This is a genomic window from Fictibacillus enclensis (genome assembly GCF_001457035.1).
GTDB classification, from domain to species: domain Bacteria; phylum Bacillota; class Bacilli; order Bacillales; family Fictibacillaceae; genus Fictibacillus_C; species Fictibacillus_C enclensis.
Genome location: NZ_KQ758620.1, coordinates 275175 through 293246, shown reverse-complemented (window position 1 = coordinate 293246; position 18072 = coordinate 275175). Strand labels below are relative to the sequence as shown.

Genomic DNA, 18072 nt, shown 5'->3' with positions numbered 1-18072 from the left:
AAATAATTGCTTATGAATCACAGCCAATACCATCACCATCTCGGTCAAGGTGTTTCGCATACCCTGGTTCTCCTCTGTGAATAGGGGCAGCTCCGGCTGCACGAGCAGCTGAACAGTTTTTATAAAAGACGCTTGCTTTTGCTTGGTTTGCTGCAGCTGCTTTTGCAGCTTGAGCCTTATCTCTCTGCTGTTGGGCAAGACGAGCGGCTTCTTCTTTCTTACGTTGTTCTTCAGCAAGACGAGCAGCTTCTTCTTTTTTACGTTGTTCTTTAGCAAGACGAGCGGCTTCTTCTTTCTTACGTTGTTCTTTAGCAAGAAGGGCAGCTTTTTCTTCTTTACGTTTTTCTTCTGCTAGCATAGCTTTTTTCTTTTCTTGTTTCTCTTTATCAATTTTGGAATCTTTAGTTGCCTTGTCTTTATCTTTCACAGCAGTGTGATTGTCACTTTTAGTGGTTGCGCTGGTTTCAGTCGTGTCTTCGCCAAATACCATTGCTAAAACAATTAGAAGAACAAAACCGTAGGTAAGCGAAGCGATGGTCATTTTCCACCATTTTTTACTGCGGAAACCTAAAACTTTGTTATACCACTTTCTTGACTTTAAAGAAAAGGTAACTCCCTCATCAGAAAGTAAAGAAATGAACTTTTTCCCAGCAGCTTTTAATGTTAATTTTCCTTCATTTGTAATGATGTCTGATTTTAAAGCAAAATGATCAATAGCTGCATTATTAAAAAAGGCAAATGGCCAATAAATTATTTTTTTCGCAACTCGTTCTTTATCCTTATATTCATAAAGCCAAACAAATTTATCGACAACAATAAAATTTCCTTGTTTTTCTTTATCATAATAGAAGGCCTCTTCAATAAGTATTGCCTTTGGATGCAACTCAGATAAGAGTCGCTTTCCATTACTAGAAAACCCTTTATCATCTCGCTTCATTAGGAATGCTGTACACTGAACATTGTTCTGCCTTAACTCGTTTAGTTTTTCTGCATGAAGAAAATAATCGAAGTTGTGTGTTACAGTAGTCTGAAGTTCTTGATTAGGATTTATAACTTTCTTCTCTATAATCTCAAAAAACTCTTGGGAATCATTATCTTTCTTTATATCATCAAAGTTTCGCTCATTAAATCCAATCAATAAGGTTAATTGCATTTCATTTTTATTTTTCCCATCAGGTTTAATAGTAATATCACTGATGACCTCATATTCGATTGTAAACTGTTCTTTCTTTGATAAGAAGTGAATGCTCTTGTTTGTTGCTATAAGAACACCTTTTATTTCTCGACCGCTACTCTTATCACACTCAGCTTCTATAGCTTTTAAGATTACTTCACTATCTGAAAAGGTCGTATAAAAGGAATGAGAAAGTATATCTTTGTATTTCGCATGGAAACTTTTTTGGGCTAAAGTAGGCAGGTTTCCAATCCATTTTTCCACCAGTTAATTCCACCTTTATATTATTTTGAAATAGTTTTTGTGGTAATTCTTATTCATTATACAAGAAAAAGGAATTAAATCTACTAAATTTTTCTTGTACTTAAAAAATAATTAAATTCTGAAAATACCCTAGCTATTTTGGGACTAAGTAGCCAATTAAAAGAAGGGAAAAATTAAAAGAGAGGAATGAGATTTTCTGTGGCTTTTGAACAATGTAACCGTCTTAGATCATTATTTTCAGGGTTTAATAAACCATGGTTCATTGCCGGAGGATGGGCGATTGATCTTTTTGTTGGAGAGGAGACAAGAGAGCATAAAGACATAGAGATAGCCATATTCCGAAATGACCAAATAATTTTAAAAGAACATCTACAAGATTGGAAGTTTAAAAAGGTTTGTACTGGAGAGTTTCAAATTTGGAGAGACGAATTATTAGAGCTTCCTGTTCACGAAGTACATGCTGTTAATAAGAAAAATGGAGATCATTTAGAAATTCTCTTAAATGAATCAAATGAAAATCATTGGATTTTTAGAAGGGATTTAAGGATTTCCTACCCGGTTCATTTACTTTTTCGTTACACTGAAAATAGTATTCCTTTTTTGAGTCCAGAGATCGTACTTTTATATAAAGCGAAAAACACAAGAGAAAAGGACCATCAAGACTTTATGAGGGTCAAAGATCTTCTCGATGAGGATCAGAAACTATGGCTTAAAAAAGCTTTAGAATTACATGCACCCGAACACAAGTGGCTACAACATTTACAAAGGAAAGGTTGATAACCATGGTAAAACTCAGATCATTCGAAACCGCCGATATCAGGGAACTACACCGCTGGTCCAACGATTCACGCTCCATCTTAATGGTGGGCCGAACGCCGCTGACGTATGAGCAGGTCCTCCAAGAAGTAGAAGGGAAGCGAAGGAATAACGACCTTTTGCTTGGAATTGAAAATGAAGAACAGCAGCTGGTCGGATGGGTATTTCTTAAAGATATCGATCATGGACATGGACGCGCGAGCATCGGAATCCTCCTAGCTCCTGAAGCAAGAGGGAAGGGCTACGGAAAAATTGCCATGGAGCAGATGATTGATGTTGGCTTTAAGCAGCTGCGTTTGAACAAAATCTATTTAACAACGAGAGGAACCAATGAACAAGCGATTGGCCTTTATAAAAAGATTGGTTTTACAGTAGAGGGCAAGCTGAGGCAACACGCTTATGTGGACGGCCAATATCTTGATACATACTTTATGGGAATTCTGGCTTCTGAATGGGGTACGCAAGAATAAGGAAAGCGGTTTCAAAAAACTTCTTGCATTTTCTATTTTCTCATGCTAGATTATATCCAAGAACAAAAATCTAAACGTTTACATTAATTGTTCAAAACAGACTCAGTGATTTCAGGCATAAATCTATTTTTTTGTAAGAAAATCTAAACGTTTACATTTTAGGAGTTTTGTCCATGGAAGGGAAAGCAAACATTCAGGATGTGGCTAAACGGGCGAATGTATCGATTGCGACAGTCTCCCGGGTCATCAATAACCAGGGCGGCGTGCGCAAGCAGACGGAGGAGCGGATCCTGAAAGCCATTCAGGAGCTCGGCTATATTCGCAATGCCGCAGCACGTACGATGAAAAGCAAGGATACGAAGACGATCGGTGTCATTGTGCCAGACATCAACAACCCGTTTTTTCCATCCGTAATGGCCGGAATTGAACAGAAGGCCCGGGAAACAGGATACTTCGCGATTCTGAGCAGCACGAACGAATCACCGGTGGTCGAGCAGGAGATTCTGAAGAATTTCATCGAGCGGGGAGTGGACGGGGTCATCATCACGACAGCCAACGAAAATGGCGATCACCTGAAGCAGGTTCATGAGCAGGGCATTCCGATGGTCGCGGTCGACCGGAGCATTCAGTACTATGACGTGGATACGGTGCTCGTCGATAACGTAAAAGGCTCTTACCAGGCCGTTCAGCACATGATTCTGCAGGGGCATGAGAAGATTGCGATCATTTGCGGTCCGCAGAACACCACACCGGGTCGTGAGCGTTTTATCGGCTACAAAAAAGCGCTCGAGGATTACAACCTGAAGCTGGACGAGCGCTACATTTTTCAGGGAGACTTTGGTGAGCGCAGCGGGTATCAGGGGGCACACCAGCTGTATTCACTGGACGACCGTCCGACGGCCATTTTTTCATCCAACAACTTGATGACCATCGGGTGTGTGAAGGCGGTAGGTGATCTGGACTGGAAGCTCGGGGAGGAAATTTCGTTTTTCGGGTTTGATGACGTGGACATTGCCACCTTCTTGAACCCAAAGCTCAGCGTGGTTTCGCGGCCCATGCACGCGTTAGGGGAGCTTGCCTTTCAGCTGCTGCATGAACGGATCCAATTTAAAGATCCGGTGCCGAAGCGCGAGTACAAGCTGTCTCCGGAACTCATCATCCGGGAATCATGCCGGCTGCGCTATCCGAAGAATTCACCTGACGGACAATCTCTTAAAAAGTAAACAAGGTACAGAATGGTCATTCTGTACCTCTTCTGGAACGCGATATGTAAGCGCTTTACTACTAATCTATTTAAAAAAAGGGGATGTACACATGAAGAACAGCAACCTGATTCAGCTGCCTGATGGCTATTTGAACAAAACACCGATTTTTCAATTTATCCTGGTCTCATTGCTTTTTCCTTTATGGGCTGTGGCGGCGAGTCTGAACGACATTCTGATTGCGCAATTTAAACATGTGTTTGAACTCAGCGATTTCGCGAGCGCTTTCGTGCAAAGTGCGTTTTACGGTGGTTATTTTGTGGTTGCGATTCCGGCCTCGATGGTCATTAAGAAAATGAGCTACAAGTTTGCGATCATGACAGGCCTTCTGTTTTATATCGTGGGCTGCTCATTGTTTTACCCGGCGTCACACATGGGGACGTACACGATGTTCCTGTTCGCGATTTTTGCTATTGCGATTGGCCTGAGCTTTCTCGAAACAGCGGCCAACACCTACAGCTCAATGATTGGACCGAAAAAATACGGCATTCTTCGTTTGAACATTTCCCAGACGTTTTATCCGCTGGGATCTATCGCGGGTATCCTGCTAGGAAAATATCTTGTGTTCCAGGAGGGGGCAAGCCTGGAGTCACAAATGGCCAAAATGTCACCGGCAGAAGCTCAGGCGTTTGGATTGAAAATGCTTCAGCATACCCTTCAGCCTTATAAGTACATCATATTTGTTCTGATCGCCATGTTTATTCTGTTTGCGATTACGAAGTTTCCGATTTGTAAGCCGGTGACCAACCGTGCTAAAGGAGGAGAAAAAGCTCCGGGAATCGGTCAGACGCTCAAGTATTTGGCGCGCAACAAACGATTCAAAAAAGGAATTGCAGCTCAGTTTTTATATGTGGGCATGCAGGTTACGGTCTGGTCGTTCACCATCCGTCTTGCGCTTGATTTGAACCCGAACTTTAACGAACGAACCGCGTCCAACTTTATGGTCTTCAGCTTTATCGCCTTTTTCGTTGGGAAATTCATTGCGAACTTCCTGATGACTCGCTTCTCTCCGTCCAAGATTCTGTTCAGCTATGCCATCATCGGATCCGCGTTATTGGCGTATGTCGTGCTCGTACCGAACATGACGGCGGTTTATGCAGCAATTGGGGTAAGCATGCTGTTTGGTCCTTGCTGGCCAACGATTTATGCAGAAACGCTTGAAGTGGTCGATAAGAAGTACACCGAAACTGCTGGTGCAATTCTTGTTATGGCGATTGTCGGCGGTGCGGTAATTCCGGCTCTGCAAGGTTATGCGTCGGACGCGTTCGGCTCCATGCAAACAGCATTCCTGGTTTCCATGGCTTGCTTCGTCTATGTCGGCATCTACTTCTATGGCGAAATGAAAAAGTCTGCAGTGAGAAAAACAGACAAAACGATCGAGTTGGCACAATAAACCATTAAACCTTGTCAGGCAGCCTTTTCCTGGCTGCCTTGATGAGGTTAATCAGCAGGAAAGGGATGCTTAGACATGAGTGGAATCATTGAACTTCAGCGGGAATTTTTTAAGGAAAACAAAAAAGTGATCTATCGTGACGATGAGTTTACCGTAAGCCTGTTCCGCTATCCGTCGGGAGTGGAAGCCATCGAGCTGACAAACTCGCGCGGTGTAATGGTCGTGTTGCCGTATATGGGACAGATCATCTGGGACCTTGCGTTTGATGGCATCGATTTGAAGATGAAAAATATGTTCTCGCAGCCAAAGAACGTGCGAGAGATCGTGGATACGTACGGATGCTTTTCGTTCCATTCAGGGTTGATTGCCAATGGGTGTCCGGGACCGGAGGATGATCACGAGCTGCACGGGGAAATGGCATGTGCCGAATTGGACCGTGCCTGGCTTGAAATCAGCCACCAGGGAATCAAGGTTGGCGGCGAAACCGAATATGTAAAAGGATTCGGCCATCACTATTTGGCATCACCGAGTGTTAAAATGGGCAGAGGAGAATCATTCATCGAGATCGGAATGACGGTGAAAAACCTCTCCGGTGGCGAGATGCCCCTGCAGTACATGTGTCATACCAACTATGCATATGTGGAAAATGGGGTTATGAAGCAAAGCATTCCAGATGACGCATTCGTGCTTCGGGAATCGATTCCAGCCCATGTGAAGCCGACGGAACAATGGCTCGGATATAACAAAAAGCTGTTGAGTGGGGAAGAAACGCTCGATGCACTGAACAAGCCGGACATGTATGATCCGGAGATTGTCTTTTTTGCTGACCGACTGGATCAATACGGGGAAGAAGTGGAATTTGAAATGCAATCCCCCGACGGCACGGCCTTTTTCACGAGATTTTCAACAGCCGAGCTTAACTATGCCACACGCTGGCTTCTGTACAACAGCGATCAGCAGGTAGGAGCTTTCGTGCTGCCAGCCACCTGCCGGCCGGAAGGGTTTAAAGCGGCAGAAAAGGCAGGAACTCAGATCAAGCTTGGTGCAGGAGAGGAACGTTCCTTTACCGTCGTTACCGGAAAGAAATAGGGAGGAAGAACAATGGATATTGCAGTGATTGGATCCAACATGGTGGATTTGATTTCGTATATTGATAAAATGCCAAAAGAAGGAGAAACACTGGAAGCGCCGGACTTTGAAATCGGCTGCGGAGGAAAAGGGTGCAACCAGGCGGTAGCCGCGGCCAAGCTCGGTTCCGACGTCATGATGGTGACAAAAGTCGGGGATGATTTGTTTGCCGACAACACGATTAATAACCTCGAGAAGTATGGCATCGATACGGAATATACCGTTAAAGTGCCCGGTACGTCCAGCGGCGTGGCGCCAATTTTTGTGGATCCGGATTCCAAAAACCGTATCTTGATCATTAAAGGAGCGAATAAGCATCTTTCACCGGAGGATGTGGACGGTGCAGCAGTAAAGCTGAAACAATGCTCACTGATCGTTTTGCAGCTGGAGGTGCCGCTGCCAACCGTTTACCGTGCGATTGAATTCGGAAATGAATATGGCATTCCAGTCATCCTCAATCCGGCACCAGCATCCAAGGAACTGGACTTCGAGTATGTGTGCAAAAGCGACTTTTTCGTTCCGAACGAAAGCGAGCTGGAAATTTTAACGGACCTGCCGGTGGAAACTGATAAACAGGTTCGCCTGGCGGCCATGACGCTGGTAGAGCGTGGTGTAAAGAACGTCATCGTAACGATGGGCAGCCGCGGTGTGATGTGGGTAACGAAGGATGATGTCCAAACCGTATCCTCCCATAAAGTGGACGCGATTGATACCACAGGTGCAGGTGACGCCTTCATCGGCTGCTTCTCCCACTACTACGTTAAAACCGGAGATGTACTTGAGGCGATGAAAAAGGCCACTGCCTTTGCTGCGCTCAGTGTGACCAAGCGGGGGACGCAGACTTCGTATCCGGAATTGGATGAAGTGGAAGAGTTTTTGAAAGAGAGAGTTTGATGAGTGAAACACCAGCCTGATGGGACAGGCTGGTGTTTGTTTTTATACACGTCTCTCTTCTTCCTGATAAAAGTTTGGTAAACTATCTATAATAGATAGAACGGGAGATCAAGAAGGCAGGTAAGTAATGTGACGACAATTTATGATATTGCCAAACGAGCCAACGTTTCCTCCATGACGGTTTCCAGGGTCATTAACAACAAAGGAAACATCAGTGAAGCGACCAGGAAAAAGGTAGAGGACGCGATCAAGGAATTAAACTATATACCCAATTCGGCCGCACAAAGCCTGAATTTGAAGAAAACCAAGCTGCTTTCTCTCGTTATTACGGACATTACCAATCCGTTTTTTTCAAAAGTGGCGAGAGGGGCTACAGATAAAGCCAACCAGATGGGATATCAGCTCATTCTTTGCAATACCGATGAGGATTACGAGAAGGAAAGCGAGTATATTGATGCACTGATTGCCAAGCGGGTGGATGGGGTTATTATCGCACCAACCGGAGATTCCTCGCTTAAAAATTTAAAAAAGCTAATGAGAAACCGAATCCCTTTTACGTTAATCGACCGTAAAATTGAAAATGTACCATGTGATATGGTGCTTGGGGATAATTACGAGGGAACCCGGTATCTGCTTCAACACCTCATCAACAATGGTCACCAACGGATCGCGATGGTCCATGGACCGTTGACCATTTCGACGTCGAAGGAACGATATCAGGCGTATGTGGAGACGTTAAAATTAAATGACCTAACTGTGAATCCTTCCTTTATGGTTGAAGACCATTACAAACAGGAGGATCAGTTAGCCGGAATTAATCATCTGCTTGAACTACCGGAGGACGAGCGTCCAACGGCATTCTTTGCCGTTAACAATTTTATTGCCATTAAGCTTATTAAACACCTCCGCCAGGGAGGCCTCCGGGTGCCGGAGGATATGGCGGTCGTCTGCTTTGATGACCTTGAACTGTTTATCGAACTGGATCCGTTTTTAACGGTATCCTCGCAACCCGCCTATGACTTCGGTTACATGGGCACGCAACTGGTCATTGAACGGGTAGAAGGAAATAGTCCGACCGGTTTCCGATCCATTAATTTAAAGCCGGAATTGGTAATCAGAAAATCATCAGGAACTTCTATTAAAGAATAGAGGTTCTTTTTTTGTGCATTTTAAAAAAAATAGTTTGACAATTCTAAATACTTTTGTTATTTATAATGTTACCGGTAACATTAAATGAACACTCAAGGGGGGAATGCACATGATTGATAGCCATCAGCACTTTTGGAAGCTGGAGAGAGGCGATTACGGATGGCTGACCGAGGACATGGAGGTTCTCTATCAGGATTACCTGCCTGAAGATTTGGTTCCAATGCTGCAGCAATTCAATATTTCCGGAACAATCGTGGTCCAAGCCGCACCTACATACGAAGAAACCTTATTTCTCTTATCACTATATGAACGTTATGACTGGATCAAAGGGGTGGTCGGCTGGCTCGATCTTTCTTCACCTTCTTTTCAGGAGCAATTAGAAGAACTATTAACGAACCCGGGTGTGGTTGGTCTTCGTCCGATGCTGCAGGACATCGAGCAAAGTGATTGGATTCTGCAGGAGCAGGTTGTTGAAAATGTGAAGCTTCTTCATAAAAAAGAACTGCCGCTTGATTTGTTGATTAACAAAAAACATATCCCTTTTGTACTGGAGTTATTGAAAGCGCTTCCTGGGTTAAGAGCAATCATTGATCATATGGCTAAGCCGAATATCGCAGAGGGAGAGCTGTCTGGCTGGAAGGAAGACATGAAAGCCCTCGCCGAGTATCCGAATGTATGGTGCAAGGTCTCTGGATTCATGACAGAGGCGGTTCCGTACGAGTGGGAAACAGAAGATTTTAACCCTTACATCCAGCATGTCACAAACGTATTTGGACCGTCACGACTGCTGTTTGGCTCTGACTGGCCTGTCTGCTTATCGGCGGGAACCTATGGGGATGCCATTGACATTATTAATAAAAATCTTCCTGATTCACTTACATCAGAAGAGAGAGAAAATATCTTCACGGAGAATGCCAAGAAATTTTACCGCTTAAATACCAAGACAAAGGAGAGTACAAGATGAGTAAATTCACAAACCGTACCGCACTTGTAACAGGGGGAAGCCAGGGAATTGGATCAGCTATTGTGAAACGATTGGCGGAAGAAGGAGCTAATGTTGCGATCAACTATTTTTCCTCAAGTGACCTTGAAAAAGCCGTTGAACTAAAGAAATACGTTGAAGAACAATTTGGGGTCCGTGCACTGACAGTTCAGGGGAACGTCGGCATCAAGCAGGATGTTGATCAAATGATCAGTGAAGTGGAACAGGAATTGGGGCTAGTGGATATCTTGGTCAACAACGCCGGAATCGCCCCGTTTGAACCGTTTTTAAGTCTTTCGGAAGAAACGTGGGACCGAACGTACCAGACGAATGTGAAATCGATCTTCCTAACATCGCAGCGAGTGGCGAAATCGATGATCGGAAGAAAATACGGAAAGATTGTAAATATCGCTTCGACAGCCAGTGTGATGGTCACCAGCCCGGTGGTGCCGCACTATATCTCGTCCAAAGCAGCGGCCAGCCATCTAACCAAGGCCCTGGCGATTGAACTGGGCAAATACAACATCAACGTTAATGCGGTTGGTCCAAGCACAACCGCCACACAGATGTGCGAGGAATATCTGGCAGACCCGGCAATTCTGGAAAAAGAGATTGAAGCCAACCCAATGAAACGGTTGGGAACAGAGAAGCAAATTGGGGATGCGGTTGTCTTCCTCGCATCAGATGAAGCCATGCAAATCAATGGGCACTTATTGATGGTGGATGGGGGATTAACAGTTAAAGCGGCACAGCCTGAAGATCATATGAATCATGAGCAGGAGGTTACCCTTTGATGAGAAGTTTTATGAGAAACGAATGGGGTGCGAGCCATGCTTAAAGGCATACCTTCAATTCTGTCTCCTGAGCTGCTCAAGGTACTGATGGAAATGGGGCACGGTGATGAAATTGTCATTGCCGATGGAAATTTTCCAGCGGCAAGTCATGCCCGCCGGCTGGTTCCCGGCTATGGCCATGGCGTCTGTGACTTTTTGCGCGCTATTTTAGATTTATTCCCCCTTGATACCTATGTAGACGCTCCGGTTCTGTTGATGGATCCGGTGGAAGGTGACGACAAGAATCCGCAGATCTGGAAGGAATTCGAACGAGCCGTTCAAGCCACTAACGGGGACAAGGTGTCATTTGAAAAGCTTGAACGCCATCAGTTTTATGAAAGAAGCAAGGAAGCATATGCAGTTTTGGCGACTAGCGAACACGTTCCATATGCCAACATTATTTTGAAAAAGGGTGTTTTGGATCAGTAAAATAATCGCTTAAAATGAAAAACAGGTTCAGTATTTTTATGAGCCTCGGTTGATCTGGAACAAAGCCGCTTTAAAACGGCAAAGGAGATGGGAAGACGATTTGGCTCAGAAGTTGAATGAATTTACCGCCGGTCGAGGTGTAGACCTGGCATTGAAACGGCGGGCAGCAAGGAACAATCGCTTCTGTCCGAAAAGGTGGAAGAGACTGCTGAGCGTTTGAAAAAACCATTCATGATAAAACGAATATACTCAAGATTATGATTTATCCGAGTGGAGAGTAATGAGAAAAGGGCGCTGTCTGTAAGTGCAGCGCCTTCCTTATTTTTCATGCCCATCTATTTAGGCCAATATAAAAACCTCCAATCCCAAGAGGGATCGAAGGTTCAATTGAGCTGTCAATTAAAAGTTTTCACTTAGTAGACTGTTTCTGTTGTTTTTTCGTCATTAAAGACGGGTTCTTTTTTTTTAAGACCGAGCGACTCGGCTGTGGACTGATGAATTTTTCTCAGCAGGTCAGGATTTTCCATCAAGGAAAGACCGTAAGACGGAATCATTTCTTTGATTTTGGGCTCCCACTCTTTCATGCGATCAGGGAAGCATTTGCTGATGATATCAAGCATAACATGAACCGCTGTGGAAGCTCCCGGAGAAGCACCCAGTAATGCTGCGATGGTTCCGTTGGCACCAGTAACCACTTCTGTACCGAACTGAAGGGTTCCTTTGCCGCCAGCTTCTGTATCTTTGATGACCTGCACACGCTGGCCGGCCACAACTAAATCCCAATCTTCAATTTTCGCGTTCGGGATGAATTCACGAAGCTCTTCCATACGCTGTTCTTTGGATAGCAGTACTTGCTGGATCAGGTATTTGGTCAATGACATTTCTTTTACACCTGCAGCCAGCATCGTTAAGATATTATCGGGTTTAACAGAAGTAATCAAATCGAACATGGAGCCGGTTTTTAAGAACTTTGGTGAGAAGCCGGCAAATGGTCCGAACAGCAGGGACTTTTTGTTATTGATAAATCGTGTATCCAGATGCGGTACGGACATCGGAGGAGCACCCACCTTGGCTTTTCCGTAAACTTTTGCGTGGTGCTGCTCAATGACTTTCGGATTGTTACATACCATGAAAATTCCGCTTACCGGGAATCCGCCAATATGCTTGCCTTCAGGAATACCGGATTTCTGAAGGAGATGAAGGCTTCCGCCGCCACCGCCGATAAAAACGAATTTTGCTTTATGGCGTTCCAAGGTACCGCTGTCATAATTCTTAATTTTCAGTTCCCAGGATCCGTCACTCGTACGCTTTAAATCATTAACACCATGTCCATAGAGAACATCAACATTCTTTGTTTTTAAATGATCAAAAAGGATACGGGTTAACGCACCAAAGTTAACGTCCGTTCCGGAGTCAATTTTGGTAGCCGCAATCGGTTCGTCCATTTTACGGCCTTCAAGGATAAGTGGAATCCATTCCAGCAATTTCTCCGTATCTTCGGAAAATTCCATTCCTTGAAACAATGGATTCTTTGACAGCGCTTCAAACCGCTTCTTCAGGAACTCCACATTTTTCTCACCTTGCACCAAACTCATATGAGGAAGCGGCATGATAAATTCCTCAGGTTTTTGGATGAGCTTGCGATTTACCAGATGAGACCAGAACTGCATGGATACCTGAAACTGTTCATTTATGTTTATTGCTTTGCTAATATCAATGGATCCATCGGGCTTTTCGACCGTATAGTTAAGCTCGCACAGTGCCGCGTGTCCTGTTCCCGCATTGTTCCATTCATTGGAACTTTCCTCGCCTGGTTTTCCGAGCTTCTCAAACACTTTAATATTCCATTCCGGTACTAATTCTTTCAAGAGAGTTCCTAATGTCGCACTCATGATTCCGGCGCCAATTAAAATGACGTCTGTGTTAGTTTCTCTGTTGCTCATTTATACCAACCTTTTCGCCTAATATTTGCAGAAAAGTTGCAGGCGTCACACCAAGCCAAGGTGCAATCGAGTCACACACTTTCCTGTCTTAATGAAAACGATATCATCGCGGATTACAATAATTAATGGATTGAACTATCTCTATTATATGACAAATATCAATTATTTGAAAGCTGGTAGAAAGTGAGAAGCGCAAATAATTGCAGAAAAACCGATGATTTTTATCGATTTTTATAGGAAAGTCCGTTTCTATCGTAAAAAAACATTAAAATTTATCCAATTAAAGAGAGTTCCTTATTTTTTAGTAAGCTGGTGGGGTGTTTTATTGGGTGCCTATTTTTTACAATAAAGTTTGAACAGAAAGCATTAATAAGGAATAGCGAGGTATAATGGAAACGAAAACTATGGAGAATATTTATTATGATGCAGCCTGGCTTATAAACCAAATTATCCCAGAATTATGGGGAGAAGGTATACATTTATGCTTTATTTTATTATGTTTCAAAAGAAAGCAATAAGCTTATTTATAGCCATAATATACCTAAATTATTTAATGTGGAACAGGACAATTATGATGAAATGTATCATAACCTGTATTTTCTCTTTGATGATTTAAGATCTGAATTTATAAAGAATCAACAAGAAGTATGGACAATTCTCACCTTTACGTTACAAAACGATGGTGAGTTTAAAATTGGCTCATAACCTCTATTTTCCTTTCAAGGATTATGACTATCATGGTTTAACTGGTGTTGAATCGAATGAACATCAAAAAAACTAACCGTTAACTTTTAATTTTCATTTTCATAAATGGTAATAAACTCTATCTTCGTATTTCTTAATGAAAGCGTTTAATCCCGACCATTCCACGCAGAATAGTATTGACAAGGATAAAAAAGAATTTTATGATTAAAAATGTTCTAATAATAATATAATAACTGTTCTTATCAAGAGAGACTGAGGGATTAGGCCCAATGACGTCCGGCAACCTCCATATGGAAAGGTGCCACTTCCTGCAGAATGAACTTCATTCTGAAAGATAAGGTGAGATTGAATGCATAATCAAAAGCCTCTTTCATGATGAAAGGGGCTTTTTTACATTGAAAGAAAAGAGGGGGCAATTTCTTGATCGAAGTGAACAACCTGGTAAAGGTGTATTCTTCAAAGAAGAAAGAAATCGTAGGGGTGAACAACGTTTCCCTTAATGTAAAAGAAGGGGAAATCTACGGTATTATCGGGTATAGCGGTGCTGGTAAAAGCTCACTTATCCGCTGTTTGAATTTGCTTGAAAAGCCAACATCGGGTCAAGTGAAAATTGATGGAGTCGACCTTACGACGCTGAAAGGTGATGGCCTGCGAAAAGCACGTTTAAAAATCGGGATGATCTTTCAGCATTTTCATCTAGTGAGCTCAAAAACGGTTTATGAAAATATTGCGTTTGCACTTAAAGCAGCAGGAAAGACGAAAGCTGAAGCAAATAAGCGTGTCTTGGAACTTTTGGATCTGGTCGATCTGACTGATAAAAAAGACCAGTATCCGGCACAGTTGAGTGGTGGACAAAAACAAAGAGTAGGGATTGCCAGGGCACTTGCCAACAATCCAAAGGTGCTGTTATGCGATGAGGCGACCTCAGCACTAGATCCGAGTACAACCAAATCCATTCTCAATCTGTTAAAAGATATAAATAAAAAACTTGGACTGACCATCGTTCTGATAACGCATGAGATGGAAGTGGTGAAGGAGATTTGCCATAAAATCGCGGTTATGCAGAACGGGGAAGTGATCGAAGAGGGAGAGGTGTATGAGATTTTTTCCAATCCGAAAAAGCCGCTGACCCGGGATTTCATTAATAGTATCCTTCAGTTCGATCTTCCAGAGCAGCTGATTGAGAAAAGAAAGGGAACCATCATCAAGATCCAGTTTAAAGGTGAAATCGCTGAGGAGTCTGTCGTATCCGAGCTTTTCCAGCGGTATCAGGTGAAAGGAAACATCCTGCACGGCAAAATAGAATACATTCAGGATACACCTCTTGGCATTTTCATTATGGAATTGACAGGAGAAGCGTCTGAAGTAAAAAAGGCAATTGATTACATCACCAGCAAAACGAGAAGCCTGGAGGTGGTCCATGGTGCTGCTTGAATCGCTCGTCCAGCTTATGCCGGATATTAATAAGGCGTTTTTCGAGACTCTCTATATGGTGGGAATTTCGCTGCTTGTAGCAATTGTTCTCGGACTTCCGCTTGGTGTTTTGCTGTTTGTAACGGATAAAGGATTGTTTTTGGAGAATTCGGTGGTGAAAGGTGTTGCCGGAAGGATCGTAAACTTGATTCGTTCCATTCCCTACATCATTCTTTTGGTGGCATTGCTTCCTCTAACGAATCTTCTTACCGGCACAACGATTGGTCCTACTGCGGCCTCTGTCTCTTTGTCGGTAGCAGCGATTCCTTTTTTTGCAAGAATGGTAGAAACGTCAATGAGAGAGATTGATAAGGGTGTCATAGAATCGGCTATTGCGGTGGGAGCCACTTCATGGATGATCATTAAGGATGTTCTTCTTCCGGAAGCCAAGCCTGGACTTGTTCAAGGGCTCACAATTACAACAATTAGTTTGGTCGGCTATTCTGCAATGGCCGGAATTGTTGGGGGCGGAGGTATTGGGGATCTGGCCATTCGATTTGGATACTATCGTTACGATAACACCGTTATGATTACCACAGTGGTGGTTTTGATTCTCCTTGTGCAGGTTATTCAGCTTGCGGGAGACTCTATCTCTAAAAAAGTAGATAAAAGATAATAATTAATAGGAGAGAGAAACTATGAAAAAGTATTTGTCCGCACTTATTTTACTGCTTGTGGTTGGCCTTTTGTCAGCTTGTGGATCTTCATCGAGTGGATCATCAGGCTCTGGTGATAAAAAGAATATTGCCATTGGCGCCACTGCCGGTCCATACAGCGACATGGTAACAAAAGCGATCAAGCCACAACTTGAGAAAAAGGGGTACAAAGTCAAAGTCGTAGAGTTTAGTGATTATGTACAGCCTAACCTGTCCTTATCCAAAGGATCCATTGATGCCAACTTGTTTCAACATAAGATCTATATGGAAAATTTCGCAAAAGAGAAGAACCTAAAACTGTCTGAGCTAATCAGTGTGCCAACCGCTCCAATGGGAGTATACTCTGAGAAATTTAAAAAAATAGAAGACATTAAGAATGGAAGCACCATTGCCATTGCCAATGATCCAGTAAACCTGGCAAGAACGCTGTTAATGTTCCAGGATGCCGGGCTTATTACCATCAAAAAAGATGTTAATCCATTAACGGCTTCTGAAAAAGATATACAAGACAACCCAAAGAAACTTCAGTTTAAGCCTTTGGAGGCTGCCCAATTGCCACGTGCAGTCGGAAGTGCGGATGTTTCCGCTGTACCGGGAAATTTTGCAATCGCAGCAAAAATGAATCTTCAGGATGCGCTATTCCTTGAGAACATGCCGGATCAATACCGAAATCGTGTGGTAGTGAATACGAAAGACGTGAAATCCCAGTTCGCTAAAGACATTAAAGCAGCGGTAGAGTCGAAAGAATTTGAACAAACAATGGATAAAGAATTTAAAGGCTTCGGCAAGCCGGAGTGGATGAAGAAGTAAATCTGAATAGAGTATTTTCATAAGAGTCGCTCCGGCGGCTCTTTGTTTTATATTCCAGGCTATCTATAGGGGGAGGGGATGGTGCGAAACCAGGGGACGCTCGAATTACATGATGGGTGATAATAAATATACAAACGGCGGGGGATCCTAACCCGCCGTTTTATTCGCTATAATCGTCCCTGTAATCTTGGCAGGGGACGTGAGCTCCCCACTGGCAGGAACAACAGGCTTGTTTTTTTCGTTTCTTTCAGTTTAAAGAGATCATCGTAGGTATTCACATCAAACCCGAGGAGCGGATGCCCAGAGAGGTCCAACGCAGAAGCGGCGAGCAGCAAATGCTGGGACAAAATCCCGGCCTCCATGTGCTGGATACGGTGGCCTCTGTATCCAAAATCAGCTTGGTTATGGTCTCTTGCACCGGCAATCACAAAATGTAGTGGAACCTGGGCCAGGTTGACCGTGTCTGCCAGCAATCCATCCTGCAACTCGGTGCGGAAATCACCTTCCTCAATAAGCGATAAATCATGGCTTGATTCATCGTAAGAATAAAATCCGTTCGGTAAACCTGCCACGCTGTATGCGTAGCAATACAGCGAAACATCCGATACATCCACATCATTTTGGTGAAAAGAGGCAGAGAAGGCTTCGTTTAGAAGAGCTGTTAATGTAGATTTACTTACCGTCTTCTGATAAAAGTCCAGCCCGGGAGAATGGCGTTTTTCACAGACAGAATAAAAGTCGTACGATAACCGCTCAGTTCGAGGAGGTTTTGGTATTTCGGTTTTCTCCCTTTTCCATGTTAACGAGTTCAGCAGGCAGGCTTCATTCATTTTTAGTATTACTGGGTATGGCCTGATTTCCCTTGATCGCACGTAATGACAATGGGAAAGTGGAGGCAGTTCGCTGGATAAGGAGGAGGCAGTAATCGATTCTTCGGGTTTCTCCTCTTTAATCCATGCCAATGCCGGATCAACGGCAAGAGGAAGTATCGCATATACACTTTCCTCTTGCCCGGATATCCCTAGAAGATGGTTAATGGCACGGTCAAGAAACTGATAATATACACGGCATTGAAACCCGAGCCTCCTGCCCGTTTCCAGCAGCTGGCCGATCACAAATCCGGTGTCCAGTCCCTGCAGCCGGTAGGAAAAGTTATGGTATTTGAAAAAGTTTTTCCAGAAAAAAACCGAGAGAAAAACTGTGCCAAAGGCGGAAGAAACATCACAACGGCTCCCGAGAGCACGCTGGAGGTAGCTGTCAAAATTCCCTTCTCGCAAAGCGACCAATCGGTGATGTGCTGCATCATAGTGATAAATGCCATGTGGCAGGCCTTCTATTTTTAAATAAAGATACAGCTCGCTTGGATAAAGGGCGCCGCCCGAGGGGGCAAAGCGCCGGTAGGTGGTCCATTCTCCGGTCTGGTCATCAACCGGCAATGTCTGGCTGATCTGGGTAATGCCGAATGTGAATTTTAAAAAGTGGCCGAGATCTTCTAGGGATGGAATGGATGTTTTTTGCTCTTTGAAATGGAAAAGGGGAGAAATAGGCAGTTCTACTGACGGCAATTCCTGGTACAGCTTATAGGGAAGGGGGGCGTCGTCCCAGTTCACCACCCAGTCCCCAGGCTTTACCCGGTCTGTCTCATAATGGAGTTTATATAAAAACTCATCGAGGTTCATGGTCTTCCTCCT

At 43.7% G+C, this 18072-nt stretch carries 17 protein-coding genes and 1 riboswitch; of the genes, 14 read left to right on the top strand and 3 right to left on the bottom strand.

Annotated elements, in window-relative coordinates:
• Positions 1–10: 10 nt before the first annotated feature.
• Positions 11–1438: an excalibur calcium-binding domain-containing protein gene (locus AS030_RS24145; RefSeq protein WP_061974792.1), complete on the bottom strand. Its 1428-nt coding sequence runs from the start codon at positions 1436–1438 to the stop codon at positions 11–13.
• A 198-nt stretch (positions 1439–1636) separates the two neighbouring features.
• Here AS030_RS24145 and AS030_RS19480 point away from each other — a divergent pair, with 198 nt between their 5' ends.
• From AS030_RS19480 to AS030_RS19435, 10 genes are all read left to right on the top strand, one after another.
• Entirely contained in the window at positions 1637–2215 is a 579-nt protein-coding gene (locus AS030_RS19480; protein ID WP_061975062.1) for a nucleotidyltransferase domain-containing protein, read from the top strand.
• 5 nt (positions 2216–2220) lie between these two features.
• Positions 2221–2724 (top strand): GNAT family N-acetyltransferase, encoded by a 504-nt coding sequence (locus tag AS030_RS19475; protein ID WP_061974790.1) that lies wholly within the window; start codon positions 2221–2223, stop codon positions 2722–2724.
• Positions 2725–2897: 173 nt separating this feature from the next.
• Positions 2898–3947, top strand: coding sequence for a LacI family DNA-binding transcriptional regulator (locus tag AS030_RS19470; protein ID WP_061974788.1), 1050 nt, complete (start codon positions 2898–2900; stop codon positions 3945–3947).
• 91 nt (positions 3948–4038) lie between these two features.
• Positions 4039–5379: an L-fucose:H+ symporter permease gene (gene fucP, locus AS030_RS19465; protein ID WP_061974786.1), complete on the top strand. Its 1341-nt coding sequence runs from the start codon at positions 4039–4041 to the stop codon at positions 5377–5379.
• A 75-nt stretch (positions 5380–5454) separates the two neighbouring features.
• Positions 5455–6468: an aldose 1-epimerase family protein gene (locus AS030_RS19460; RefSeq protein WP_061974784.1), complete on the top strand. Its 1014-nt coding sequence runs from the start codon at positions 5455–5457 to the stop codon at positions 6466–6468.
• Between the two features lie 12 nt (positions 6469–6480).
• Positions 6481–7401, top strand: a complete 921-nt coding sequence (gene rbsK, locus AS030_RS19455) for a ribokinase (protein ID WP_061974782.1) — start codon at positions 6481–6483, stop codon at positions 7399–7401.
• A 129-nt stretch (positions 7402–7530) separates the two neighbouring features.
• Positions 7531–8550, top strand: coding sequence for a LacI family DNA-binding transcriptional regulator (locus AS030_RS19450; RefSeq protein WP_061974780.1), 1020 nt, complete (start codon positions 7531–7533; stop codon positions 8548–8550).
• Positions 8551–8659: 109 nt separating this feature from the next.
• Positions 8660–9514: an amidohydrolase family protein gene (locus tag AS030_RS19445; protein ID WP_061974777.1), complete on the top strand. Its 855-nt coding sequence runs from the start codon at positions 8660–8662 to the stop codon at positions 9512–9514.
• A complete protein-coding gene (locus AS030_RS19440) occupies positions 9511–10326 on the top strand; it encodes an SDR family NAD(P)-dependent oxidoreductase (RefSeq protein WP_061974775.1) in 816 nt (271 codons plus the stop codon). Before AS030_RS19445 ends, AS030_RS19440 begins: the two co-directional genes overlap by 4 nt.
• A gap of 36 nt (positions 10327–10362) precedes the next feature.
• Positions 10363–10794 (top strand): RbsD/FucU family protein, encoded by a 432-nt coding sequence (locus tag AS030_RS19435; RefSeq protein WP_061974773.1) that lies wholly within the window; start codon positions 10363–10365, stop codon positions 10792–10794.
• Between the two features lie 413 nt (positions 10795–11207).
• On the opposite strand, the gene AS030_RS19430 is transcribed toward AS030_RS19435, so the two are convergent.
• Entirely contained in the window at positions 11208–12737 is a 1530-nt protein-coding gene (locus AS030_RS19430; protein ID WP_061974771.1) for a malate:quinone oxidoreductase, read from the bottom strand.
• A 477-nt stretch (positions 12738–13214) separates the two neighbouring features.
• On the opposite strand from AS030_RS19430, the gene AS030_RS24870 reads away from it, so the two are divergent.
• The 4 genes from AS030_RS24870 (at position 13215) to AS030_RS19415 (ending at position 16381) form a co-directional block, all read left to right on the top strand.
• Positions 13215–13442 carry an immunity protein YezG family protein gene (locus tag AS030_RS24870; protein ID WP_082635903.1) on the top strand — a complete coding sequence of 76 codons (228 nt, stop codon included), beginning with the start codon at positions 13215–13217 and terminating at the stop codon, positions 13440–13442.
• A gap of 236 nt (positions 13443–13678) precedes the next feature.
• A riboswitch (SAM riboswitch) is annotated at positions 13679–13783 on the top strand.
• A gap of 79 nt (positions 13784–13862) precedes the next feature.
• A complete protein-coding gene (locus AS030_RS19425; protein WP_061974769.1) occupies positions 13863–14876 on the top strand; it encodes a methionine ABC transporter ATP-binding protein in 1014 nt (337 codons plus the stop codon).
• Positions 14866–15531, top strand: a complete 666-nt coding sequence (locus AS030_RS19420; RefSeq protein WP_061975060.1) for a methionine ABC transporter permease — start codon at positions 14866–14868, stop codon at positions 15529–15531. The genes AS030_RS19425 and AS030_RS19420 overlap by 11 nt, the downstream gene beginning before the upstream one ends.
• Before the next feature lie 22 nt (positions 15532–15553).
• Complete coding sequence (locus AS030_RS19415) at positions 15554–16381, top strand: MetQ/NlpA family ABC transporter substrate-binding protein (RefSeq protein ID WP_061974767.1); 828 nt, start codon at positions 15554–15556, stop codon at positions 16379–16381.
• A 167-nt stretch (positions 16382–16548) separates the two neighbouring features.
• Here AS030_RS19415 and AS030_RS19410 read toward each other — a convergent pair whose 3' ends face one another.
• Entirely contained in the window at positions 16549–18060 is a 1512-nt protein-coding gene (locus AS030_RS19410) for a SagB family peptide dehydrogenase (RefSeq protein ID WP_061974765.1), read from the bottom strand.
• Between the last annotated feature and the right edge of the window lie 12 nt (positions 18061–18072).